This is a genomic window from Flavobacterium procerum (assembly GCF_042431625.1).
Taxonomy (GTDB): Bacteria; Bacteroidota; Bacteroidia; order Flavobacteriales; family Flavobacteriaceae; genus Flavobacterium; species Flavobacterium procerum.
The window spans coordinates 135903-161118 of the sequence record NZ_JBHLYW010000032.1 but is presented as its reverse complement, the minus strand read 5'-3'; the positions used below and the strand labels follow the sequence as shown (position 1 = coordinate 161118).

The 25216-nt window shown below is 35.0% G+C and carries 22 protein-coding genes; 11 read left to right on the top strand and 11 right to left on the bottom strand.

The window, feature by feature from the left end:
• Positions 1–168: 168 nt before the first annotated feature.
• Genes ACFFLS_RS24900 through ACFFLS_RS24890 form a run of 3 tightly spaced genes read right to left on the bottom strand, consistent with a single transcriptional unit; the run spans position 169 to position 6730 of the window.
• Entirely contained in the window at positions 169–2085 is a 1917-nt protein-coding gene (locus tag ACFFLS_RS24900; RefSeq protein ID WP_379682660.1) for an arylsulfatase, read from the bottom strand.
• A 33-nt stretch (positions 2086–2118) separates the two neighbouring features.
• Positions 2119–3591, bottom strand: a complete 1473-nt coding sequence (locus tag ACFFLS_RS24895; protein WP_379682659.1) for a RagB/SusD family nutrient uptake outer membrane protein — start codon at positions 3589–3591, stop codon at positions 2119–2121.
• 16 nt (positions 3592–3607) lie between these two features.
• Entirely contained in the window at positions 3608–6730 is a 3123-nt protein-coding gene (locus ACFFLS_RS24890; RefSeq protein ID WP_379682658.1) for a SusC/RagA family TonB-linked outer membrane protein, read from the bottom strand.
• A 900-nt stretch (positions 6731–7630) separates the two neighbouring features.
• Here ACFFLS_RS24890 and ACFFLS_RS24885 point away from each other — a divergent pair.
• From ACFFLS_RS24885 to moaA, 10 genes are all read left to right on the top strand, one after another.
• A complete protein-coding gene (locus ACFFLS_RS24885) occupies positions 7631–8803 on the top strand; it encodes a molybdopterin molybdotransferase MoeA (RefSeq protein ID WP_379682657.1) in 1173 nt (390 codons plus the stop codon).
• Between the two features lie 123 nt (positions 8804–8926).
• Positions 8927–9670, top strand: a complete 744-nt coding sequence (locus tag ACFFLS_RS24880; RefSeq protein ID WP_379682656.1) for a sulfite exporter TauE/SafE family protein — start codon at positions 8927–8929, stop codon at positions 9668–9670.
• A gap of 180 nt (positions 9671–9850) precedes the next feature.
• Entirely contained in the window at positions 9851–10420 is a 570-nt protein-coding gene (locus ACFFLS_RS24875; RefSeq protein WP_379682655.1) for a molybdenum cofactor guanylyltransferase, read from the top strand.
• Between the two features lie 5 nt (positions 10421–10425).
• On the top strand, positions 10426–11214 hold the full coding sequence (gene cobA / locus ACFFLS_RS24870; RefSeq protein ID WP_379682654.1) for a uroporphyrinogen-III C-methyltransferase: 789 nt from the start codon (positions 10426–10428) through the stop codon (positions 11212–11214).
• Between the two features lie 2 nt (positions 11215–11216).
• Complete coding sequence (locus ACFFLS_RS24865) at positions 11217–11456, top strand: MoaD/ThiS family protein (protein WP_379682653.1); 240 nt, start codon at positions 11217–11219, stop codon at positions 11454–11456.
• Between the two features lie 3 nt (positions 11457–11459).
• Positions 11460–12530, top strand: a complete 1071-nt coding sequence (gene moeB / locus ACFFLS_RS24860; protein ID WP_379682652.1) for a molybdopterin-synthase adenylyltransferase MoeB — start codon at positions 11460–11462, stop codon at positions 12528–12530.
• 52 nt (positions 12531–12582) lie between these two features.
• On the top strand, positions 12583–13218 hold the full coding sequence (locus ACFFLS_RS24855; protein WP_379682651.1) for a DUF3592 domain-containing protein: 636 nt from the start codon (positions 12583–12585) through the stop codon (positions 13216–13218).
• A gap of 71 nt (positions 13219–13289) precedes the next feature.
• Positions 13290–13721, top strand: a complete 432-nt coding sequence (locus ACFFLS_RS24850) for a molybdenum cofactor biosynthesis protein MoaE (protein WP_379682650.1) — start codon at positions 13290–13292, stop codon at positions 13719–13721.
• Positions 13721–14635 (top strand): bifunctional molybdenum cofactor biosynthesis protein MoaC/MoaB, encoded by a 915-nt coding sequence (gene moaCB / locus ACFFLS_RS24845; RefSeq protein ID WP_379682649.1) that lies wholly within the window; start codon positions 13721–13723, stop codon positions 14633–14635. The genes ACFFLS_RS24850 and moaCB overlap by 1 nt, the downstream gene beginning before the upstream one ends.
• On the top strand, positions 14622–15629 hold the full coding sequence (gene moaA, locus ACFFLS_RS24840) for a GTP 3',8-cyclase MoaA (protein WP_379682648.1): 1008 nt from the start codon (positions 14622–14624) through the stop codon (positions 15627–15629). The genes moaCB and moaA overlap by 14 nt, the downstream gene beginning before the upstream one ends.
• 210 nt (positions 15630–15839) lie before the next feature.
• Here moaA and ACFFLS_RS24835 read toward each other — a convergent pair whose 3' ends face one another.
• The 3 genes from ACFFLS_RS24835 to ACFFLS_RS24825 form a co-directional block, all read right to left on the bottom strand.
• Positions 15840–16460 (bottom strand): hypothetical protein, encoded by a 621-nt coding sequence (locus tag ACFFLS_RS24835; RefSeq protein ID WP_379682647.1) that lies wholly within the window; start codon positions 16458–16460, stop codon positions 15840–15842.
• Between the two features lie 146 nt (positions 16461–16606).
• Positions 16607–18037, bottom strand: coding sequence for a rubredoxin (locus tag ACFFLS_RS24830; RefSeq protein WP_379682646.1), 1431 nt, complete (start codon positions 18035–18037; stop codon positions 16607–16609).
• A 91-nt stretch (positions 18038–18128) separates the two neighbouring features.
• A complete protein-coding gene (locus tag ACFFLS_RS24825; protein ID WP_379682645.1) occupies positions 18129–21644 on the bottom strand; it encodes a molybdopterin-dependent oxidoreductase in 3516 nt (1171 codons plus the stop codon).
• A gap of 178 nt (positions 21645–21822) precedes the next feature.
• Here ACFFLS_RS24825 and ACFFLS_RS24820 point away from each other — a divergent pair, with 178 nt between their 5' ends.
• Positions 21823–22527 carry a Crp/Fnr family transcriptional regulator gene (locus tag ACFFLS_RS24820; RefSeq protein WP_379682644.1) on the top strand — a complete coding sequence of 235 codons (705 nt, stop codon included), beginning with the start codon at positions 21823–21825 and terminating at the stop codon, positions 22525–22527.
• A 69-nt stretch (positions 22528–22596) separates the two neighbouring features.
• On the opposite strand, the gene ACFFLS_RS24815 is transcribed toward ACFFLS_RS24820, so the two are convergent.
• From ACFFLS_RS24815 to ACFFLS_RS24795, 5 genes are all read right to left on the bottom strand, one after another.
• Positions 22597–23148, bottom strand: a complete 552-nt coding sequence (locus tag ACFFLS_RS24815; RefSeq protein ID WP_379682643.1) for a transglycosylase domain-containing protein — start codon at positions 23146–23148, stop codon at positions 22597–22599.
• A 56-nt stretch (positions 23149–23204) separates the two neighbouring features.
• Complete coding sequence (locus ACFFLS_RS24810; protein WP_379682642.1) at positions 23205–23522, bottom strand: type II toxin-antitoxin system RelE/ParE family toxin; 318 nt, start codon at positions 23520–23522, stop codon at positions 23205–23207.
• On the bottom strand, positions 23522–23755 hold the full coding sequence (locus ACFFLS_RS24805; protein ID WP_379682641.1) for a hypothetical protein: 234 nt from the start codon (positions 23753–23755) through the stop codon (positions 23522–23524). The genes ACFFLS_RS24810 and ACFFLS_RS24805 overlap by 1 nt, the downstream gene beginning before the upstream one ends.
• Positions 23756–23861: 106 nt before the next feature.
• Positions 23862–24482 carry a class I SAM-dependent methyltransferase gene (locus ACFFLS_RS24800; RefSeq protein WP_379682640.1) on the bottom strand — a complete coding sequence of 207 codons (621 nt, stop codon included), beginning with the start codon at positions 24480–24482 and terminating at the stop codon, positions 23862–23864.
• 3 nt (positions 24483–24485) lie between these two features.
• Positions 24486–25199 (bottom strand): endonuclease/exonuclease/phosphatase family protein, encoded by a 714-nt coding sequence (locus ACFFLS_RS24795; RefSeq protein WP_379682639.1) that lies wholly within the window; start codon positions 25197–25199, stop codon positions 24486–24488.
• Positions 25200–25216: the final 17 nt, after the last annotated feature.

Sequence of the window (25216 nt, the reverse complement as noted above, 5' to 3'; positions counted from 1 at the left end):
AAGATTATCCCAACGACAATCTTTTTTCCTATAATTTCATAATCTACTCTTTTCATAATTATTCGTTTTATCTCCTGCTAGGTTTCTAAAACCTTGTAGTCATTATTTTTTAGTTTTTATAATTTAAACCTACAAGGTTTTAGAAACCTTGCAGGTTGTATGAAATTTTTAATTTGAACTTCCTCCAGGTTTAGTGGCTTGTTTGATTAAATCTGAAACTGTTTTTCCTTTGTCGGCTCCTGTGTTGTGAATTCTTCTGTTGTAAACATCCTGCCAATCAATCAACGGATAGACGTTGTTTTCTTTAGCTTGTTCGTCAAATAATTTTTGGAGTTCAGCCAATTTTTCAGGATATTTTTTGGCTAAGTTGTTACGTTCGTTGAAATCTTCGTTTAAGTTGTATAATTCCCAAACATCGGTATCAAAATTGCTTGGCGCAGGTTTTTCGTTATTTCCTATAGATTTTTTAACAGCGAAAGAATCTGGTAAATGTGCCGCAGAAGCTTTCCATCCGTCTTTGTAAATTGCTCTGTTTCCAAAAATGTAGTAATACTGCACTTTATGCAAAGATTCTGCTTTTGGATTATCGATAGAAGATTTGAAGGTTGACCCCTGAATAATATCCTGCTTAATATTTTTAATGTATTCTGGAGCTTTAATTCCAGCAATATCCAAAGTTGTTGGAAGAATATCGGTTACGTGGCTATATTGGTTTCTGATACCGCCTTTGTCTTTAATTCCGTTTGGATAAAAAACAATTAACGGGTTACGAGTTCCGCCTTCAGAATGCGCATCTTGTTTCCAATTTTTGAAAGGAGCATTGGTTGCTTGCGCCCAACCTAAAGGATAATTGGTATTTAAACCTTTTGCTGTTCCAATTTCTCCAATATTATTCAAATTGCTTTGAAAATTTTCTTCATCTGTTTTTCCTTGAGAAAACAAACTCTGGCTGATTGTTCCTTGTAAAGTTCCTTCTTTACTCGCTCCGTTATCACCAATTGCCACAAAAATCACAGTATTATCAAGTTGTCCGCTTTGTTTTAAGTAATCGACAACTCTTCCAATCTCATAGTCGGTGTAGGTCAGGAATCCCGCATAAACTTCCATGAATCTTGCGTACACTTTCTTTTGGTCTGGAGTTAGTTTTTTCCATTCAGTAATTAAGGCATTGCGTTCAGGCAAAACAGCATTCGCAGGAATTACGCCCAATTTCTTTTGGTTAGCCAATACTTTCTCACGATAAACATCCCAACCTTCGTCAAATTTTCCTTTGTAAGGTTCAACCCATTTTTCAGCAACCTGATGAGGTGCGTGAACAGCTCCTGGCGCATAATACAAGAAAAATGGTTTTCCCGGTGCTGCTTTTTGCTGTTTCTGAATATAACTGATGGCTTTATCTGTAATCAATTCATTCAAATGGCGTCCGTCTGGTTTAATATGAACTTGATCTTCGACCAAATCAGGATTGTATTGATCAGTCTGAGAACCTAGGAATCCATAAAAATGATCGAAACCTTTTCCGGTCGGCCATCTGTCAAACGGACCTGCATCTGTTGCTTCTTCATCTGGGGTAACTCCGTATTTTCCGACTGCGAAAGTGTTATAGCCGTTTTCACGTAAAATCTCAGCAATCGTTCCTTTATCAGAAGGAATTCTGCCATCCCAACCTGGAAAACCAGCTGACAAAATAGTGTGTGAAAATCCGCTTACATGAACCCTTCCAGAATTTCTTCCTGTTAATAGAGCGGCTCGGGTAGGAGCACAAATTGCTGTAGTATGAAAGTTAGTATAGCGTAAACCATTGTTAGCAAGATTATCAAAAGTTGGAGTACTTATTAAACCTCCAAATGCACTTGCGGCACCAAATCCGACATCATCTAACAAAATCCAAACTAAGTTCGGAGCGCCTTTTGGTGCCGTTACAGGTTCTGGCCAATATTCTTTTGAATCGGCCAAAGTTTTCCCGATTGTTCCTTTAAATTCTGTTTTTTCCTGAGCTATTCCCAATTGTGCAATCAGGAAAGCAGTAATCAAAAGTCCTTTTTTCGGACTTTTGAAATTAATGCTATTATTAAAGTTTTTCATTTTTATAGTTTTTTTATAGTTAAAGGTTCTTGATTAATATCCAGGATTTTGTGGTAAACCGTCAGGATTGATGTTTCTTTCACTTTGTGGAATCGGATAAAGATTATTTCGTTCTGAAACAGAGTTTTTGGCCGTTACTTTTTTTACTTCTGTAACTAGAGTTCCCCATCTTACTAAGTCAAACCATCTTTGTCCTTCCTGAACGAATTCTTTTTTGCGTTCTTCCTGAATTGCGGCTCTAAAACTCGCTTGATTCAATGCGACTAAATCAACCGCTACATCTGGCGTTGTAATGGGTTTTCCAAAAGCTCTTCTTCTAACCTGATTGATCAATTCGTAAGTTTCTGGAGTGGGTCCGTTTTGTTCATTTATCGCTTCCGCTAAAGACAGAAGAATGTCTGCATAACGAATAACCGGAAAGTTGATAGCCACATTTGATGGAGTTGCCAAATTGGTTAAATCCAAGTATTTTTTGAAGATTGGTTTCGGAAAAGTATAAAGTGTTCCTGTTGTAGGATTCAGCAATTGTTTCGCATAACTTACATCTCTTCTTTTATCTCCAGAAGCATAAATGTCATAAAACAAAGCAACATCCGAGATAATGTCTGCTGGTTCGGTTGCTGTAAATCCGGTAAAAGAAGTTGCTTGAAAAGTACTGCCGCTAGAACCGTTTCCTGCCTGATTTGGTTCAAACTGAACAGAGAAAATATGTTCTTTTCCGTTCTTTTTAGTTTTGGTAAAAATATCTTGAAAGTCTTCAAACAAGGCATATCCGTAACCACCATCAATTACTTCTCTTGATTTTGCAATGGCATTTGGCCAGTCTTTTCGAGTCAGGTAAACTTTTGCCAAAATTGCTTTTGCAGCACCAGAAGTAGCGCGACCCGCATCTGCGGTTGTATAGGTTTTTGGTAAAGCTTCGGCATCGGTTAAATCTTTTATGATTTGAGTGTAAACTTCGTCTACAGTGGATCTGTTGGTTTTTAAACTTTCTAAATTAATCGAAGTTGCTTCGTGTAAAACAATCGGCACACCGCCCCAAAGACGAACAGCCTGAAAATATAAGAGACCTCTAATAAATTTTGCCTCATTGATCAATCTAGTTTTGATTACATCTGAACCAGAAACTTTAGGAATATTATCAATAGCAACATTGGCTCTGTTTACTCCTGCATAAATCTGTCTCCAAGCCACTTGAACACGATCGGAAGTCGCGTCGTGAGTCAAACTGCTCAAAGCCCTTACCTGCGGATTGGTTGCAGAAACTCCCGCAGCTGCATAATCTGAAGCCATATCGGTTAGGAAATAAAGATTTCTACCAAACAAGCTCTGCTCGCCAGGATCAAGACTTAATGATGCATAAACAGCGGTTACACTGGCAACAGCATCATCTTGAGTTATAAAATAATTGTCTTCGGTTACAAAAGAGGCAGGAGTTACCTCTAGATCTGTGCACGATACGAATAAGCCGGCACTTAAAAGGAATGTTATAATGATTTTTTTCATTTTGATATTTTTTTACTTAGAAAGTTACGTTCAAGCCCGAGATGAATGTTTTAGAGTTTGGATAAGAACCAAAGTCAATTCCCGGATATAAGTTGTTTTGTTCGTATGAACTTACCTCTGGATCATAGCCAGTGTATTTTGTCCATGTAATTAAGTTTTCAGCAGATACGTAAACTTTTACGCTTTTTGTTCCCAATTTTTTAGAAACGCTTTTAGGTAAAGTGTACCCTAAAGTGATTAATTTCAATCGTAAGAAAGAAGCATCTTCAACATATCTTTCAGAAACAATTCCTAAAGGAGAACTTGTCGCTCTCGGAATTTCATTACTCGGATTTGTTGGAGTCCAACGATCATTTAAAGTTGCCGCTGCATTGGTTCCAAGAGTAGAAATTTCTAATTGCTGATTTAAAGCATTGAAGATTTTAGCTCCATAAGATCCTTGAAAAGAGAAATTCAAATCGAAATCATTGTATGAAACCGTGTTACTGAAACTTCCAACGAATTTTGGTTGAGACGTTCCTAAGTTTCCTTTGTCCAAAGCAGTAATTACGCCATCGCCATTTGTATCAACATATTTTCTGTCTCCAATTCTTGTATTGGCCAAACTGTTGATTTTTGGCTGAGTATTGACTTCTTCCTGAGTTTGGAAGATTCCGTTGGTTCTGTAACCCCAGAATGTTCCCAAAGGCAGACCCACTTTTACAATTACAGGTTGTTGTTGTAATAAAGAACCATTTGGTACTACAGGAAAAAACTGGTTTACACCGTTTCCAATTTCGGTTACTTTATTTCGATTTGCAGAAAATACGATATTCGAATTCCATGCAAAGTTTTCAGTTTTTACGTTTTCAGTTGTCAAACCAATCTCGACACCTTTATTTTCAACTCCACCTATATTCTGAAGAACAGTCGCATAGCCAGAACTCAACGGAACTGGAACGCTGATTAGTAAATCGTTTGTTTTTTTGTAATAGACATCAAAAACAAAATTGATTTTTCGGTCTAATAACGATAAATCCAATCCAACATTATATTGGGTGGTTTTTTCCCATTTCAAATCCGGATTTGACAATCGGGTAGGAGCGATTCCGGTGTATAAAGTTCCGCCGAAAGAATAGTTTACAGAACCCATTGAAGCAAGAGAAAGATAATTTCCAATTTCTTGGTTTCCTGTTGTTCCCGCTGTAATTCTAAGTTTGGCTTCGGTTACGCCTTTGATGTTGTTGGCAAATTCTTCGTCGGTAATATTCCACGAAAATCCTGCAGAAGGAAAATAACCCCAAAGTGATTCAGCACCAAATCTAGAAGAACCGTCTGCACGTCCTGAAAGCGTAAAGTTGTATTTTCCTTTATAAGAATAATTTACCCTTGCCAACCATGATTTTAAAACGCTTTCATACGCTTCGCTATATGGTTTTACTGGCACACCATCTTGAAGTGCATTGTACAAGTTTGCATCATTTACAAAAGTATTAGCTCCTGCATTAACCACTTCGCCTTTAGTGTATTGAAGCGTATAACCTCCTAAAGCAGAAAACTTATGATTTTCGCCGAAATTAGTGTTGTAGTTTAAAGTGTTTTCATTTAGAACAGAACCGACTAAACGGTCTCCTACTGAAGCTAAACCTTTTGTTCCGGCTCCCGTCGTGGTATTAGACGGCGCATAATAATTTTGTTTTGTATTCAAAACATCACCGCTTACCGCAATTTTAGCAGTCAGTTTTTTAGAGAGTTTGTATTCGCCGAATAAACTGGTTAGGATTCTGTTCAAATTAGTTTGATTAGTCGTATTATCTAAATCGTTAATTGGATTCGGAACGTAACCATTTACTGAAGTTGCGTAAGGATTATTAGTGACATTATAACTTCCATCAGCATTTTTGATTGGAACAACTGGCGCTGTCAGTACTGCAGCTACTATTGGATTTGGAGTTCGACCACTACCAGCAGTTCCTACACCGTTGGCAAGAGAATAGGTGTAATTTGCATTCACACCAAATTTGAAATTCTGAGAATAGTTTCTTTCGTAATTGGCGCGAAGAGAAATACGTTTAAAATCTGAACCCAAAACAATTCCTTCCTGATCAAAATATCCTGCAGAAACCGAATATCGAGATCTTTCATCACCACCAGAAAAAGACAAGTTATGACTTTGAACGGGTGCAGCAGTTCTAAATGCCGCAGATTGCCAATCGTAGTTTCCAGAAGTTTTGAATGCTTCAATCTGTTCCGCAGTAAAAGAAGGCGACTGACCGATGCTTGCCTGAACGTCGTTGCGCAGACTTGCCCATTCGCTGGCATTCATTAATCTCAGTTTTTTTGAGATATTCTGAAAACCGAAATAACCTTGGTACGAAATATTGTCTTGTCCTTTTGTTCCTTTTTTAGTCGTAATAATGACTACTCCATTTGCACCACGCGAACCGTAAATTGCTGTTGCAGAGGCATCTTTCAAAACTTCAATGGATTCGATATCTGCGGGATTTATGGTAGACAAAACGTTAACGCTTGCTCCAGCATAAGTAACTCCTGCCGAGCTGTTGGCATTATCATTATAAATTAAGATTCCGTCAACAACATAAAGCGGTTCATTACCAGCTGTGATGGAGTTTCCTCCACGAATTCGAACGCTTGAAGAAGCACCCGGACGTCCAGAACTTTGTGTAACTACAACCCCAGAAACGGCACCTCGTAAAAGATTGTCTGCCGAAGAAGTTACCTGCGATAAATTTGCCTTTGGTACAGAAGCGACAGAACCTGTAATGTCTTTTCTCTTTTGAGTTCCATAACCGACAACTACCAATTCATCCAATTCTTGGCGTTCTTCTTTTAAACTGATGATTACTGGATTTTTTTCTACTATAATTTCGGCTTTTTTATAGCCTATATAACTTACGATTAGCGTGTAAGGGAATTTTTGTCCGGTTTGAAAATAAAACTTTCCTTCCGCATCAGTTACAACACCGTGAGTTGTTCCTTTAATGTTTACAGAAGCACCGATAATTGGCTGATTTGTAATGGCATCGACTACAGTTCCATCAAGTTTGGACTGAATGAGCGGTGTGGTATTTTGGGCTTGTATTCCTGCCGTCAGCAGCAGGAGAAATAACAATGTGTATATCTTTGAAATATTTTTCATTTCTTTGTGTTGGTTTTAAGTAATTAACAAGACGCCCTGAGCACTGTTTATACAGCACTCTAAAAGTGTTCTTGATTTAGTGATAAATGTTCTTTAAGCCTCGCCATTTCTGTTGCCGCAGAAATGGCTTTTTTTATTTACAACAACAAGTTTGCATTATTTTCATTTTTAGTTTTTTTTAAGTGTTAGTTATTTAATTCTGAATTATAAAATTAGGTCTCAACAATCCGACTAACGCATATAAATGCATCAGATAGATTTTTGTTTTTGAGTAAATATTTTTGATGGTGATTTTGAAATTCGTCAAAAAAACGAATAAAGAATTACAGAGTATTAACAACAGCTGCACATATAACAAAAAGTGTTATGCGTGCCTTTTTTAGAAAGAATGTAAAACGAAATGTTTTCTGTTGTTTTCAAAATATAGTTTTTTACGGTTCGAAATAATATTTAAAACTCTACTAACTCTATAGGACAAAGTTAATTTTAATAAAATAAAAACCAAAAGTTTACAGCTTTTTTTTTGAAAAAATATGGAGAGGATTTAAGTAGAAGTGTGTTCTGTATTGCCTGAGGCCTTATAAATATTGATATATTTGAAATTTTTCGGGATAAGACAAATGTTAAAATTAATGAGTTAAGATTTTAAAATTGTAGTATTTTATACTTATTTTCTGTAATGATAAAGGTTGGAAGTTTCATTTGGAACAGGCTATAAGTCAGCTGAAATTGTTTTTGAAACATCATTTTATAAAATTTAGCACTTAATTTTAAAGTTGATTTTGAATAAATTAGAGTAATTTTATAGACTTTAAAATAAAATAAAAGTTTTTTATTCATGCTAACTATAAATACTTATATTTGTAATAAGTATTTTTACTTAGTTTTATAGCTAAAGAAATGATAGAAGTAAAAAAAGCCCTTGAAATTACGGCAGCCAGCAGTTCGATTACAGTTGTTAAGAAAGTTCCGATTGAAAAAGCTCTTGGCTGTGTTTTGGCAGAAACAATATACGCTCCAATTGCGATGCCTCCATTTCGCCAATCGGCGATGGATGGGTTTGCTTTTATTCATTCAGAAAGACATCAGTTTGATGTGGTTGGGATTTTACAAGCCGGAGACCATTCTGATATAAAATTAAAGGAAAATCAGGCAATACGTATTTTTACTGGAGCTTATGTTCCTAAAAATGCTGATACGGTTGTAATGCAGGAAGATGTCATGGTAAATGGCGATTCGATTTTGATTGCAAAAAAGCCTGATCAATTTGCAAATGTGAGAAACAAAGGAGAGCAAATTAACGAAGAAGATGTTGTTTTTGAAGCCAATACTTTAATTACGCCTGCAGCAATTGGTTTTTTAGCCTGTTTGGGTATTACAGAAGTTTCCATTTATAAAAAGCCCAAGGTAGCCATTTTAGTAACTGGAAATGAATTGGTAGAGCGTGGTAAAAAGCTTTCTGAAGGAAAAATCTACGAAAGTAACTCGGTTATGCTTCAGGCAGCGTTGCAAACCATTGGCATCAAAAAAACAAAAGTATATACCGTTAAAGACAATTTAAAAGCTACCCAAAAAGCATTAAAAACAATTCTACAGAAAAACGATGTGGTTTTAATTTCCGGAGGTATTTCAGTAGGTGATTACGATTTTGTAAAAGAAGCATTGTTAGCAAATGGAGTAGAAGAGCTTTTTTATAAAATCAACCAAAAACCCGGAAAACCGATGTTTTTTGGCTCTAAAAAAGATACACTTGTGTTTGCGTTACCCGGAAATCCAGCATCTTCATTGACTAATTTTTACATTTATGTATATCCAGCTATCAGAAACCGAATGGGATTTTCAGACACTCATCTGCCAAAAATAGTTAGGAAATTAAATACTGATATAGAAAATAAAACTGGTAAAACATTATTTTTAAAAGCACTCTATGACGAAACCCATGTAACGATTTTAGAAGGTCAGGCATCGTCAATGCTTAATTCTTTTGCCATTGCAAATGGTTTAGTAATTATCGATCATGATGTTCAAAAGATGAATAAAGAAGATCAGGTTACGGTTCTGCCGATTGGTTAGTCTTTTTAGATTTTAGAAGAAAGAGAATAGAAAATAGAATAAAGAAAATAGATTTTTAGTTCAAGTTTAGACACGAAGTAACAACTTGAAACCTGAAACCTGAAAAAAAAATAACAAAATAACATGTTGCTAACATCAGAAAATATAATCTTATTCGGTTTTGCATTAATCATAATTGCCTTTCTATATTCCAGTGTAGGACACGGTGGCGCTTCGGGATATTTGGCTTTGATGAGCATTTTTGCTTTTCCGATTTCGATTATGAAACCGTCGGCTTTGTTGCTGAATCTCTTTGTATCGAGTATTTCGTTCTTATTTTATTACCGAAATAATTATTTCAAACCCAAGCTGTTTTATCCTTTTGCGATAGCTTCTATTCCGGCAGCATTTATTGGCGGATTTATCACTCTAGACAATATGATTTATAAAATCATTCTCGGACTTGTACTGGTTTTTGCCGCTTTGAGATTGTTTGGCGTTTTTAATTTTAAAGAAAAAGAAGAAGTAAAAATCAATCTGCCTTTTGCTTTAGCAATTGGTTTTGCCATCGGATTATTATCTGGTATGTTAGGAATTGGAGGCGGAATTATACTAAGTCCAATTTTATTGTTTTTAGGATGGGCATCTGTAAAAGAATCGGCGGCGATTTCCAGTTTGTTCATTTTTGTGAATTCAGCTGCCGGAATGTTAGGTTTCTTTTTAGGAGGGAAAACAATTCCGATTGAAAGTTTTTATCTGGTTCCAATTGCAGTTGTTGGAGGAATGTTAGGCGGATTTTATGGAAGCGGTTCTTTTTCCAACAAAACCTTAAAAATGGTTCTAGGAACCGTAATTCTGATGGCAAGTGTTAAATTGATTTTTCCTTAAAAAAACTAAGTCGATGTAGATTGCGTTCCTGAGGTTGAAACCTCAGGCTATATTTTAAAATCAAACTCAAAAGAATGCTATAAAAACATAGCCGACGGTTTCAACCGTCGGGACAAAGATTGGCAAAACCTGAAACCTGAAACCTGAAACCTGAAACCTGAAACCTGAAACAAAAGAAACATGAAAATAACAGTATTTATTCTTTGCGGAGGAAAAAGCTCCAGAATGCAGTCAGAAAAAGGATTGGTTTTGTTTCAGGAAAAGCCATTCATAGAACATATTATTCAAGCAATTCTCCCTATAACCAATCAGATAAAACTGATTACGGCTTCAAAAGAATATGATTATTTAGAATATGAAAAAATACCTGATTTAATTGTAGATAAAGGACCGTTGGGCGGAATTTACACAGCACTATGGCATACGGAAACTAAGTTTAATTTGATTTTGAGTTGTGATATTCCGTTGATTTCAACTGAACTTTTGCAGGAATTAATTTCAAAACATACAAAAGAAGCCAGAATTACGGTTTTTGCTTCCGAAAGTAAAACACATCCATTAATTGGGATTTATTCAAAAGAAATTGTTCCGGTTATTAAAGAAGCGATTGATTCGAATGAACTAAAAATGATGGATTTGCTGTCGAAATTGCCACATCAGATTATCAATATAGAAGAAAGTGAAAATGTTCATTTAACCAATATTAATTCGGCTGACGAATTAAATGACCTGAATATCAATTTAAGTTAAGGATTATGCAAAACGTAAAAACACCCAAGTTAACAATCGTAGGCGCAGGCCCAGGTGATGTTGAACTGATTACGATGAAAGCGATAAAAGCTTTAAAAAGTGCTGATGTAGTTTTGTATGATGCTTTGGTCAACGAAGAATTATTAGAATATGCATCAAATGCTGAAATTGTTTTTGTTGGAAAACGATTAGGTTGTCATGCTTACACGCAAGACCAAATCAACGATTTGATTGTTTCTATGGCAAAAACACATGGACATGTTGTGCGATTGAAAGGTGGCGATCCGTTTGTTTTTGGTAGAGGAAGTGAAGAAATAGAATTTGCAGAAGATTTCGGAATCGAAACCGCGATTGTTCCCGGAATTTCGTCGGCTTTGGGAGTTCCTGCTTCAGTTGGAATTAGTTTGACGCAGCGAAAAGTAGCAGAGAGTTTTTGGGTAATTACTGGAACAACTTCTGCTCACGAATTATCAAAAGATGTTCATCTGGCTTCAAAATCGGCTGCGACCGTTGTCATTTTAATGGGAATGCATAAGTTGAATGAAATTATTTCGATTTATCAGGAGAACAGAAATGACAATCTACCAATTGCTATTATTCAGAACGGAACGAAAAATTCAGAACAGAAAGTAATTGGAACTATCGATACAATTAGTAAATTGGTAGCTGAAAAAAACATTTCATCGCCCGCAATTATTGTTATTGGCGAAGTTGTACGAAATACATCGAGTTGGATTTCTTATTTTCAGGAACATTTTGACGATGAATTCATTTTTCAGAATTTAAACTTATAAGAATGATTGAGGTTAAATATTTTGGAGCTGTCGCCGAAAAAACAAAATGCGATTACGAAAAATTATCTTTTTCTGAAGAATTGTCATTGCAAAAACTCTTGCAGGATTTGAATGAAAAATATGAGTTCGAATCACTGACTTTCAGGGTTGCAGTCAATCAAAAAATAGTTTCAAAAACATCCGATTACACTTTGCAGACAAGTGATATCGTAGCTTTATTACCGCCATTTGCTGGAGGATAAATTATGAATGCAGATAACCGATATAATAGACAAATAATCCTTCCTGAAATTGGAGCGGGAGGTCAGCAGAAATTAGCAGAATCAAAGGTTTTGGTAATTGGTGCAGGAGGTTTGGGCGCTGCAATTCTGCCTTATTTGGCTTCGGCCGGAGTTGGTGAAATCGGAATTGTGGATCATGATGTTATTGAGGTTTCGAATCTTCAGAGACAGGTGATTTATAAAACTGATGCTATCGGAAAATCAAAAGCAAAGGAAGCTAAAGCAATGATTTCAGACCTGAATCCTTTGGTTAAAGTAAAAGCAATTTCTGAAAAATTATCTGGAAAGAATGCTCTCTCATTATTTGAAAAATATCAGATTATTGTTGATGCAACAGATAATATTGCAATTAAATACTTAATAAATGATGCTTGTTTGGCAACCAATAAACCAATGGTTTACGGATCCATTTTCAGGTTTCAAGGACAAGTTTCGGTTTTCAATTATCAAAAGGGGCCGAGTTATAGATGTCTGTATCCAGAAGAAAACTTGGATGCATTAAATTGTGAAGAAGCTGGAGTATTAGGTGTTTCGGTTGGAATTGTCGGAATGTTTCAAGCAAATGAAGTTTTAAAAATGATTCTCGGAATTGGAGAAGTTCTCAGCGGCAAAATACTGGTTTATAATACGCTGAATAACGAACAGCAAAAGTATGATTTCGATAAAATTGATTCTCAAGACATAAGTAGAGAATCATTTGAAGAAAAATACAATAAAGCTGAAATTGATGAGGTAAATTTTAATTCGGTTTTAGATGAAATAAATAATCAAAATGTTCTGTTTCTAGATGTTCGAAATTTTAATGAATCGCCAAAAATAAATTTGAAACGTCAAATTCAGATTCCGCTAATGAATTTGGAAAAAGAAGTTGAAAAACTAGATAAAAATCAAACAATCTATGTTTTCTGCCAATCGGGAATTAGAAGCAAAATAGCTGTTGAAATATTACGGAAAAAAGATTTTAAAAATGCTAAAAGCGTTGCCGGCGGGGCTTTGATATTGAAAAAACTGCTTGAAAACGAAATAATTATCTGAGATTAGAAAATAATGACAAATGTATTGGTAAGAACCTGCAAATTAGCTGTTCATGGTAACAAATAATATTGACAAAGATAAACTAAAGGCTTACGGCTGTCTTGGTTTGTTTTTTCTGCCTTTTGTAGCAGTAGGAATTTGGACTTTGTATAAAAGTATCTCTAATATTTATGATTCTCAAAAAACAGACGATTGGAAAAAAGTTACGGCTATAGTTGAAAAAGCTACTATAGAATATGACACTGATAGTGAGGGAACCGAAACTGCTAAAGTCATAATTCAATATAAGTACACAATTCATAACGTAAATTATACGGGAGATAAAATTGCTTATGGATACGGAAACAATAATGTTGAGGAGCATTCTGTATTATTTTCTAATGTAGAGCATGCAAAAAAAATTGCCGTTTTTGTAAATCCAGATGACTATTCTGAAGCTGTGATTATTAAAGGAATGAATAATTCTATAGTTTTTCTTTTGGTATTTTCGATGTTGTGGAATTCGTTAATCTCATTTTTCTTGTTGCCGTTATTGCTAAAAAAGAATACTAAGATTAATGTAAAAACATATTTTTTAGTTGTAGCCATAATTTGGATTTTGGGTTTCACCTTTTTGATATCTGAAAAATTCAGTATTCCTTTTGGTGAAAAACTTGAAGTTATTGAAAATAAGCCTGTACAACAGTAGTTAGTTTTAAAAACAATTCGTGGATTAATGAGGCATCAGAAAAATGTAATCTGCGTAAAAAAATATAAAAAATGAGTAAAAATGTATTTGTAGAAGGACCGATTGCTCCTGAATTTATAGCAGAATCGATTGCCAAACATCAATCCAAACATACTATTGGTGCACACAATATTTTTCTAGGACAAGTTCGGGCTGATGTTATTCACGATAATACGGTCGTAGCGATTGATTATTCGGCGTATAAAGATATGGCAAACGAAGCTTTGTACACGATTCGTGAAAAAGCTTTCGCTAAATTCGATTTGACCTGCATGCACATTTATCACAGTTTAGGCGTGGTTAAAGCGGGTGAAATTTGTCTGTTTGTTTTTGTATCGGCAACAAGACGTAAGCAGGTTTACGAAGCTACAGAAGCGATTGTAAACTGGATTAAAACCGATGTGCCGATTTTTGGAAAAGAAATGTTTGAAAACGATACATTCACTTGGAAACAAAATAGTTAATGGTAGATATTACGCATAAAATAAGCACTTTAAGAAAAGCAACCGCAAGGGCAATTGTAAAAGTTAGTAAACAGGAAACAATTAATGCTGTGGTCAATAATTTAGTGCCAAAAGGAAACGTACTCGAAATGGCAAAAACGGCAGGATTGTTTGCTGTAAAAAACACGCATTTGTCTATTCCAGATTGTCATCCGATTCCAATTGAATTTACTTCGGTTGAGTACAATATTGAAGATTTAGAAATTCAGATTATCTTCAATGTGAAAACGGTTTACAAAACTGGAGTTGAGGTTGAAGCCATGCATGGTGCGTCGATTGTTGCGTTGACGATGTATGATATGCTAAAACCGATTGATAAAGAAATCGAAATTGCAACAATCAAATTAATCAACAAAGAAGGCGGAAAATCTTCTTTCAAAAATAAATTTCCGAATGCAATAAAAGCAGCCGTTTTCGTTTGTTCTGATTCGATTTTTGCGGGCGATAAAGAAGATCGTTCGGGAAAAACAATTGTAGAAAAATTGGAATCATACGGAGTTGAAACTTCTCATTATGAAATCATTCCAGACGAACTGGAGATTATTCAGGAAAAAACAAAAGCTTTCGCCAAAGAACATCAATTGGTAATCTTTACAGGCGGAACCGGTTTGTCGCCAAGAGATGTAACACCAGAAGCTTTGTCACCGATTTTAGAAAGCAGAATTCCAGGAATTGAAGAAGCAATTCGCAATTACGGACAACAGAGAATGCCTTATGCAATGCTTTCGAGAAGTGTAGCGGGAACTTTAGGAAAAACGTTGGTTTTGGCATTGCCAGGCTCAACAAATGGTGTACGAGAATCGATGGACGCTGTATTTCCGCATGTAATGCACGTCTTTCATATTTTAAAAGGAAAAAACCATGACAGCCTCTAACACAATTTTGACGGATGTTTTTGGGCGTAGACACAATTACCTGCGCATTTCGCTGCTGGAAAAATGCAACCTGCGTTGTACGTATTGCATGCCAGCGGACGGAATCGCACTTTCTCCAAAAGCCAGCTTAATGACGGCCGATGAGATTTTTGCAATTGCTGAAACTTTCGTAAAAAATGGTGTGGACAAAATAAGATTAACGGGAGGCGAACCTTTACTTAGAAAAGATTTTCCTGAAATTGTTTCTAAATTATCAGAATTAGAAATTTCACTTTCTATAACGACAAACGGAATTTTAATTGACCGTCATATTGATACTTTAAAGCAATTTAATGTCAAGAAGATTAATTTGAGTTTAGATACTTTGGTTTCATCTAAATTTGCTTCTATAACACTTAGAAATCAATTTGAAAAGGTAATTGATAATCTGCATTTACTTTTGAATAATGATTTTCACGTAAAAGTAAATGTGGTTTTGATAAAAGGTTTTAATGATAACGAAATTGTCGATTTTGTGAAATTGACTCAGTTTCTGCCCATTTCTGTAAGATTTATTGAGTTTATGCCTTTTGCTGGAAACGAGTGGGACAGGAGCAAAATGGTTTCACAAAAAGAGATTTTATTTTTAGTTGAAACTGCTTTTGCTGAAGATGAAATTCAGAAACTAGAAGACGAAAAAAACTTCACTTCTAGAAATTATAAAATAAACGGTTTCCAAGGCGATTTCGGAATTATAAGTTCCATTACAAATCCGTTTTGCGACAGCTGCAACCGAATCCGCTTGACGGCCGACGGAAAAATTAAAAACTGTCTTTTCTCCAATTCAGAAACCGATTTACTGACGGCTTTTAGAAATGGTGAATCTATTACAGATTTGATTTCAGAATCCATTCAAAATAAAAAGAAAGTTAGGGCAGGAATGGCGACTGTCAATGAGATTAATGATCCTGCACTTCATTTTGATAATCGCAGTATGATTGCGATTGGAGGGTAATGGTTTCTAGAGAAACTTTGTCAAAGTTTTAAACTTTGACAAAGTTCATACACAGTTTTGTCATTTCGACCGAAGGGAGAAATCACACAAATAATTCCGCATGCAAAATCGCCAATCTTTGCCGAGTTCCGTGTGTGATTTCTCCCTTCGGTCGAAATGACAAAATGAAAAAAGGTTCAACTTTTTTCAAAATCAAACCTTTTTAAAGTATTATTTTTTCTTTTTAGCTTTCGCCTTTTTCAAAGCTTTTGCTCTTTTCTCAGCAACTTTTTTGGCTTTCGCTTTTTCCTTTGCTTTTTTAGCTTTTTCTTTTTTCTTTTCTGCGGCTTTCAGTTTCGATTTCTTCGCTTTTTCAAGTTTTTTGATGACAGCCTTAATCGCTTTTTCTCTTTTCTTTTCTTTTTCTTTTTTAGCTTTAAGTTTCGCTTTCAGTTGCGATTTTAAATCCTTCTTTTTGTCTTTTACAATTTCAAGAATTGTTCCGTCAATTTCCAAAACAGGTTCATTGGATTCAACAGGAACAGAAATATCTTGAGTTTGAATTTCTATAATTTCAGAAACAATCGGTTCTTTTTTTTCTGGTGTTACAGCTTCTTTTTTAACCGTTGCTCTCGGAGTTCCTTTTGATGCTGCTCTCACAGGTGTTTTGACTGCAGGTTTAACCGTTGCTGCTGGTGCTTTTGCAGCGGTTGTTTTTGAAGTAGCTGTTTTGGTGGTTCTTCTAACCGTTGTTTTTGCTTCCGGCGTTACTTCTGTAGTGCTTTCTACAGCTGTTTCTGCTGGTATATCAGTTGGTTTTACAGCAGAAGTTCGCGTTGTTCTTTTTATCATAACTGTATTTTTTTATTGAGTAAAATAGATTGTTACTAAGTGCGGTAAACAAAATCTTGGAGTTCGATGTTTCGATGGCAATTCTTAGTTAAGTTAAATATACGCAATTTTTAGATACAGAAATGTTAAGCTTTTTATAGAAAGTTTTAACTTTCAATAGTTTCCAAAACCCTAAAATTACTTTTGGGAGCTTCGCACAAAGAGCAGCAATAATCAGCGCCTAAATCGGTAAACAATATGCCTTTCGGAATTCCTTGTGTCTCATCTCCATATTCTGAATTATAAAGGGTTAAGCACTCTTGGCATTGGTAAATATCCAATTGAGGCTTTTCTTTTTTCTTCGGATTTTCGGTTGTTTCTGATGCTGTATTTCCAAGTTCATCGAAATATTTTCGACTTAATTCAATTAAAATTGTGGGAAGTTCCAGTTTGTCGATATCCTGAGAATGCACAATATATTCGCGTGTATTTGGGTCGAAATTCTTAGCAAACAACACATTATAAGTATCTCGAATTTTAATCGATTCTAAAGCCGCTGGGAGTTCATTTTTTTCGATTACGATCGATGTAAAATAATGCCCATCACGATTGTATTCTGAAATTCCGAAATTCAATCCGTACGTACTGATATCAAATTGATCTAAAGTTCTAACTAAAAATGTTTTCAGATTCAAAGCCCATTCCATGGCAACTGGTAAATGCCAATTTAATTCTAGTAAAGAATGACGGACGTTGATTCCACGTTTTCCAAGGAATTTTTCCCATTCTAACTTTCTATCTTTCGGAATTCCCTTTATAATAAAAGATTTCCAAGGCGTAATCGAAATTTTACCGATTTTGCATTCAAAACACAAATCGCACATTTCTTTTAGAAAATCTAAATCGTAAAGATTGTTTCGCCAATACAATCCCAACCAATATTGATCGATTCCCATTCTGTTCATTCCTTCATAATATGGAAATGGATAAAAAGGAATGTTGAGAGGTTTGTCGATAGTGCGGTTATTAGTGTCTAAAGCTTCGCTAACTAAACTAAATAGCATTTCGATATCAACGGATTCTTCTTCGGAGATTTTTTCGATTTCGTAATAAATCTTTGCTAGGTCCCAAGTATAAAGCAGAACTGGATAAAGTTCCATTTTTTCCCATTTTGGAAGACGAATATATAAATACCAATAATCTTCATGCGCAGAAGCAATAAAGTTTAAATGTCCCGTAAACAAAGGAACCAATTGCTGTTTGGGATCGGTTATGTTTACTTTGAGTTTTGGCTGTTCTTTAAATTCTTCTAAAATATATAAAAACCGATTTCCGGTTAGCCAATTGGTATTTCTAAAAATATCAGTTGAAACATAAGACGATACGATATTGTTCCCGCTTTTCTGATCAGGATAAACAAAATGATGCTTGCCCAAAATGGTTTTATCCAAAGATTTAAAACCTTTCGGAAAAATAATATCCTGCCTTGAACCAAAAGAAATAGAATCTAAACCTTCTTCCAAAGCAATATTTACAACTTCTCTAAGTTCTCCTGGCGAAATAACGCCTCCTTTTACTATTAATCTTGTTAGTTCCATTTTGTTTTTCTTTGTTTCAGGTTTCAGGTTTCAGGTTTTCCTCGTTTCAGGTTTCAAGTTGTTGCAACGTGAAACCTGAAACAAAAACAAACTATTTGCACTTCGCCAATATCTCCTTAACCTCCGTTTTACAGCTTCCACAACCTAAACCGGCACCGGTGTTTTTACATAATTCGGTGAAATCGTTTACACCGCTTTTAATGGTTTCTTCGATGTTTCCTGCGCCGACCTGACTGCATGAGCAGACTAGTTTTCCGAGAACTGGTTTTGTATTTGAACTTCCTCTTAAAAGCGTGTTTCGTTTATCTGATAATTCGATTTTGCTTTCGATTATGGTTTTGAATTCGGCAAATTCGTTTTTATCTCCCATTAAAATGGCTCCAACCAAAAGATCATCTTTTACGATGCATTTTTTGTAATAGCGTTTTTTAAGATCTGCAAAAACGATTTCTTCGTATGAATCATCGTTTTCCGGAATCGTTAAATCACCGATACTGCAAAGATTTATATCTTCTAATTTTAGAATGTTCATTAAAATCGAGCCTTTGTAATAACTGCTGATATCGCCCGCTAAAAAGTTGGCCAAAATAGCAGCCTGTTCTTCGGCGGCAGAAGTGATTCCGAATAATTTATTGTTGAATTCTGCTATTTCGCCAATCGCAAAAATATCGGGATTTGAAGTCTGTAAATACTGATTGACTTTTACACCGCGTCCGCAGATTAAACCGCTTTCTCTGGCAATTTCGATATTCGGAATCGTTCCAATCGTATATACAATGGCATTCGCAGTCAATATTTTGCCGCTTTTTAAAGCAATCTCGATTTCGTTTGGATTATCGGTTTCAAAAACGGTACTGACTTCATTATCAAAATAAATCTGAATATCGCGAAGTTGTACTTCTTCAGCCAAAAGTTTGCTCGAAATACGATCGAGCTGGCGTTCCATCAAACGGGAAGCTCTTTGGATTATAGTGGTTTTTACTTTTTTATGTTTTAATGCTGCAGCCAATTCCAATCCTAATAAACCGCCACCGATAATGACAACATGTTGTTCTTCTGGTGGAAGATTGGTACTGTCGAGATGTTTTTTTAAACGATCGGCATCTTCTTTTCTTCGAACAGTAAATCGGCCCGGAAGATGAAGCTGGGCATTTTCTGGAACAAACGGACGGCTTCCTGTTGCTAATATTAGAGAATCGAAAGTATGCGTTTCGCCTAAACTGTCTTTTATAATTTTGTTTTGAGTATCTATTTTGTCAATCGAAACTCCCGCTTTCATGGTTATTTTTAACTTATTGAAAGTTTCGCCGTCTTTGACTTTTAAAAGCTGTTCCCAAGTAAATTCTCCCGTCATATATTCAGGAAGTAAAACGCGATTGTAAAACGGATTTACTTCATTCGAAAAAACAATAATTTCGTCGGTTGTATTGAATTCGCGATAGTTTTGAATGAATCGGAAAGAAGCCGCTCCGGCGCCCACAATAGCAATTTTCTGAAATGGTTTTACATATTTTTTAATAGAAACTGTAGTGAACTTAAAATCAGGTTCTTTAGAAACGGGATCAACGACGTTATTCGTTAAATTATTTGTTCGGTTTAAATCATTTTCTAATTGTTTTCCCCAATGCATTGGCAGAAACAGCACTTTTTCTTTGATAGAATCCGTTACTTTTGCTTTTACTCTGACTTCTCCGTTTTTGCTCGAAACCACAACAATGTCGCCATTTTTGATGTCATTTTTAAAAGCATCTATCGGATTTATTTCTAAAACCGGACTCGGAATGTGCGTTAATAATCTTGATACTTTTCCGGTTTTCGTCATCGTATGCCATTGATCACGAATTCTTCCTGTTGTTAAAATAAAAGGGAATTCATCGTTGGGTTGTACCGAAGTATTTTCAATAGAAACAGGCAGATTAAAAATAGCTTTTTGAGAAGGCGTATAGAATTTTTTATCTGTAAAAAGTCTTGGTGTTCCAGGATGTCCATAATCGGGAACGGGCCATTGAAAAGTACCTTCGGTTTTTAAACGATTATAGTTTAAGAATGAGATATCGATATTGGTATTTTTGGTAAGCGCACAATGCTCTTTGTAGATTTCTTCGGCACTATTGAAATTGAATCCGTTGAAATTCATTTTTTTAGCAAAACGAATCAAGATTTCAATATCCGGAAGCGCTTCTCCAGGCGCATTGATTCCTTTTGGAAGATACGAAATACGACGTTCCGAATTGGTCATCGTTCCTTCTTTTTCGAGCCACCCAGCTGCGGGCAAAAGTAAATCGGCAAATTTTGCAGTATCTGCATTATGAGAAATATCCTGAACAACAACGAATTTTGCATTTTGAAGCGCTTTTTCGGCTCTGCGAGAATCTGGAAGACTTACCAACGGATTGGTACAAATAATCCAAACGGCTTTCATTTTTCCTGACTCTAGAGCTTCAAACATTTCGGTTGCGGTTAAACCCGGTTTATCTGAAATTTCGTCAACACCCCAAAAATCAGCGACTTCTTTTCGATGCGTTGGATTTGCTATGTCTTTGTGTGCGGCTAAAAGTGTTGCCATTCCGCCCACTTCACGTCCTCCCATTGCGTTCGGCTGACCAGTTAGAGAAAATGGTCCAGAACCTGGTTTTCCGACTTGTCCTGTTAATAAAGATAAATTTAGCAATGCCGTATTTTTATCCACGCCAACAGCGCTTTGATTTAATCCCATCGCCCAAAGCGAAATAAATCCTTTGGCTTTTCCGATAATATCAGCCGCAAGTTTTATGTCGTTTACAGAAATACCACAAAGTTTGGAAGCTTTTTCAAGCGAAGTTCCTAAAACTAGATCTTTATATTGTTTGAAATTCTCAGCGTGGTTTTTTACAAAATCATGATCGACATAACCTTTTTCGATAATGCGTCTGGCAATAGCATGATACAAAATAATGTCTGAACCCGGAATAATCTGCAAGTGTAAATCGGAGAAAGTTGCCGTATCTGTTCGTCTTGGATCGATACAGATTATTTTGATTTTCGGATTTTTTTCTTTGTGTTTTTCTAGTCGTCTGAATAGAATAGGATGGCACCAAGCAGGATTTGCTCCAGTGATCAAAAACGTATCGGCCAATTCTATATCATCATAGGCTATTGGCACAGAATCTTCTCCAAATGTTTTCTTGTAACCTACAACCGCAGAACTCATACAAAGCCTTGAGTTGGTGTCGATATTATTCGTTTTTAAAAAACCTTTTACAAGTTTATTGACTAAATAGTATTCTTCGGTTAAACATTGTCCCGAAATATAAAATCCGACGCTGTCTGGTCCGTGTTTCTTAATGATAGACGAAAAAACAGCTGCTGCACGGTCAAGAGCGGTATCCCAGCTAACGCGTTCCAATGGATAATTTTTGCTTCCGCGCATTTCAGGATACAAAATTCTGTCTGATGTATCGTTTACTACGTAATGCAGATTCATTCCTTTAGAACAAAGCATTCCCTTGTTTACAGGATGCTCTTTGTCGCCTTCGACCATAACACCATTTTTAGCATCGTTGGTCACGATTATGCCGCAGCCAACGCCGCAATAGGAACAGGTAGTTTTGATCTTCGTAGTTTGCATTAGAGTTCTATTTAGAGATACTGCTTTTATTGAATGCTCAGTCTTTAGAAAAGTACTTATGCAAAAATAAGTATTTTTACGTATTAATACTTATTTTTTGAATTTATTTTTTTTACTTTTGGTGAAAATAAATGAGGAACAACAAATTAGTTTTTAATGTGCTAAAAATTTAGAACTCATGAAAGAAGAGCAAGCCATATGTTATTCTTGTATGAATGAGAATTGTTTTATAAAGAAACACCTGCATTTAGAGCAAATGATGACTTATGTTTCTAAAAAACAGAACATAATCTGCAAAAAATCGGATCAGTTTATTACAGAAGGTGCGCCATTGCAAGGGCTTTATTTTATTTGTAAAGGAAAAGCCAAAACGGTAAAAACAGGAATCAACGGTCGGGAACAAATTGTTCGCTTAACAACGAACGGCGATATTATTGGTTTTCGGGGATTCGGAACAAGTAAGAAATACTTAATTAGTGCTTATGCCTTGGAAGATACTGTTTTGTGTAATTTTAGCAACGAAACGATGCTCGAAATTTTACAGCACATTCCAGAATTCACATACGCTTTAATGTTGTTTTATGCTGATGAATTGAACAAAAGCGAAAACAATATCCGTAAGATTGCTCATATGAATGTCCGTGAGCGCGTAATTGATTTACTGCTTTACATTCATCGTAAATTCGGACAGAAAAATGGTTTGATTGATATTGAGCTTTCGCGAAAGGAAATTGCAGACTTTGCCGGAACTACAGAAGAACAGGCAATCCGTATTTTATCAAGCCTTAAAAAAGAAACTTTAATTAAAACAGAAGGAAAACGTCTGGGCATTTTAGAGGTTGCAGCTTTGCGTTCTGAAATTATGGAGCATAAATATTTTTAATTAAGTTGCAAAGTTACATAGGAACAAAGGTGCAAAGGTTTTCTTGAGCTAAAAAATACTTTTTAAATATTATTTTTCTTCACTTTGATTCTGTACTATTTTTTCAAAATATTGAACTTTTCTTTTTAATTTTTCTCCATTTCTAAACGGATTATATAAACCTGAATTTTTTAGCATTGCTATTAAACTTAGTATTTCCGTTTTGTTGAGTTGTTCAATATTTTTCTTGAAATAAAACTTTGAAGCCTCTTCAACTCCTCTGTTATGATCTCCAAAATCATAGTTTAGCAAAACAAAACTCAGACATTCATCATTAGAAAATTCTTTTTTTATTTTGAAATAATACAAGGCTTTTTTAAATAATGACGAATGAGTAATCGTTGGAATATTATTAGACACAAATTTACAGGGACAATCGAGTTCTTTTGTTTTTTCGTTTATCTTATTATGAATTTCAATAATTGGTTTTAAACTTTCTTTTTGAGACTTTTTTATTTCGTTAGTGATAAAAACGAATTCAGAATTTTGATAGATTGGATTGAAATCGCTTACTAAATAAGTAATTATGATTGTAAGAAGGATGAGTAATCCAAAGCATATTTTTAATGATTTTTTGAGCATGAAGAAAAGATACTTTTTGAAATGTGCATTGGTGCGTTAACGCGTTATAAAAAAGCTTATTTTGTGCGCTTAAGTTTTACAGGATTTTGTCTGGTATCAAAAACATCAGCAATTTGAATTTGCTTTTTTTCTTTATCTATACTGTAAATAATCTTGTAATTTTTACAGATTAAGTAATGATATTCGCTTTCTCTATCAAGTAAAAGTTCTTCAATTTGAGTAGAAAGGTTATTAGAAATAAGTTTATTTGGTTCAGAAATTATTTCCTGAATGATTTTTTTAACGACTCTGATTCCTGCTCTAAGAAGATAATAGTCGTAAATTTTATCAAGTTCATTTTCTGCAAACTGCGACCAGACAATTTTTAATTTCATTATTTGTATTTTTCTAAAAGCTGAGAAGTCGTTTTAGATCTTCCATTTTTAAAATCACTTTCAGATTGGTCTATTCTATTATTAAACTCTTCAATTGACATTGGTTTGAAGAAATCATTATCATCGACAATGTCTTTGTTTTTTAATAAATTTTCCAGTTGAGAAATCAGTTCTTCGCTTTGAATTTTTAAAAACTCCTGTACAAATTCTATTTTTCTAGTTTGTAAATCCATGATATTGAATATTTTTTCAAATTTACGAATTATCTTTCAAGCAGTATTTTTTTTAAGATGTTTTTTGTAGAGGCGCACGGCAGTGAGTCTCTACGGCGAATATGTTTTATTTTTTTCTCCCAACAAATCGAATCACAGAACCTGTTCCGTTATGGAATAAACCTTCGCTGAGTTCGATTTCTTTTTCTTCTAATTCTATGATTTCATAATTTGGAAAATCGGCTTGGATTTCTTCAATTGAAAAAAGAGATTCAATATCTTTTGGTCCGCCAACTTTTTCGTTTTTGGTTACATATTCCAAATGTTTCTTGCTGAAAGCTTCAAAAATTAGGATACCGTCTTTTTGTAAAAATTTATCAAGTTGTTTGTGAATTTCAGATTTTATTGCTGCCGGAAAATGCGCATAAATCAATGCAATGGCATCAAACTGATTTTCTTTAAAATCCAACGTTTCTAATTCGCCAACCCGATAATCAATCGAAACGTTATTGGCTTTAGCAAGTTTTAAAGCTTTGTTTCTGCCTTCTTCGCTAATATCAAAAGCCGAAACTTTCCAACCCAATTTTGCGGCAAAAATGGCGTTTCGTCCTTCGCCTTCAGCAGGAAAAAGAATAGAGTTTGGATTTAGTTTTTCTAATTGCTCTTTTAAATAATTATTGGGTTCTTCGCCGTATGCAAATTCTTCAGTGCTGTAACGGTCGTCCCATCTTTTGGTCCAGTTGTTCATGGTTTATATATTGAAATTAATGATTAAAGGTTTGTGATCGCTGAGCATTGTCCAATCTTTATAAGTGCCAACATCAATACTTTCTAGGAGTTCTATGAAATCATTCGACGCAAAACAATAATCTATATGATACGGCTTATTTTCATGACGATACATATATAAAGTTGGATGCTCTTCTTTACCCTGAATTTGGTTAAAATATTTATGATAAGTGCTGAAAATATTCTTTTCTGAAAGTTTGTTTACAACTGTTGTATGATTCCCTTCTCTTTTTGGTTTGTCCCAAATAGTGTTGCTGTTGAAATCTCCAGTTAAAATGGTTTTGGTTTCTTTGATTAATTCTTCGTAGTAATTGATGGCTTTCCAAATCTGCGTTACATATTGTCCGTCTTTGTCTTCTAGATTATTCGCCCAAATGGCAAATAAAGTAAAATCGATTTTCCCTCCGGTTACAGCAATAGGCAGAATGTTTTTAAAAGCAGGATTATGACAATCTAATAATTGAAACCGATAATCGCTATAAGAGAAAATGCCAATTCCTTTATGCAGATTTGAACCGTACCAAAGAATATCACTTGGCAATTGAACATTCGGTGGGAATTTTAGGTTCTCAGGGTTTTCGCATTCTGAAATTACAGCAATATCAGGATTGAACGGCAAAATAAATTCTGCTTTTTTTCTGAATGCCATATTGCAATTCCAGGCTATGAGTTTCATTGGTTAAAGTTTTGCGT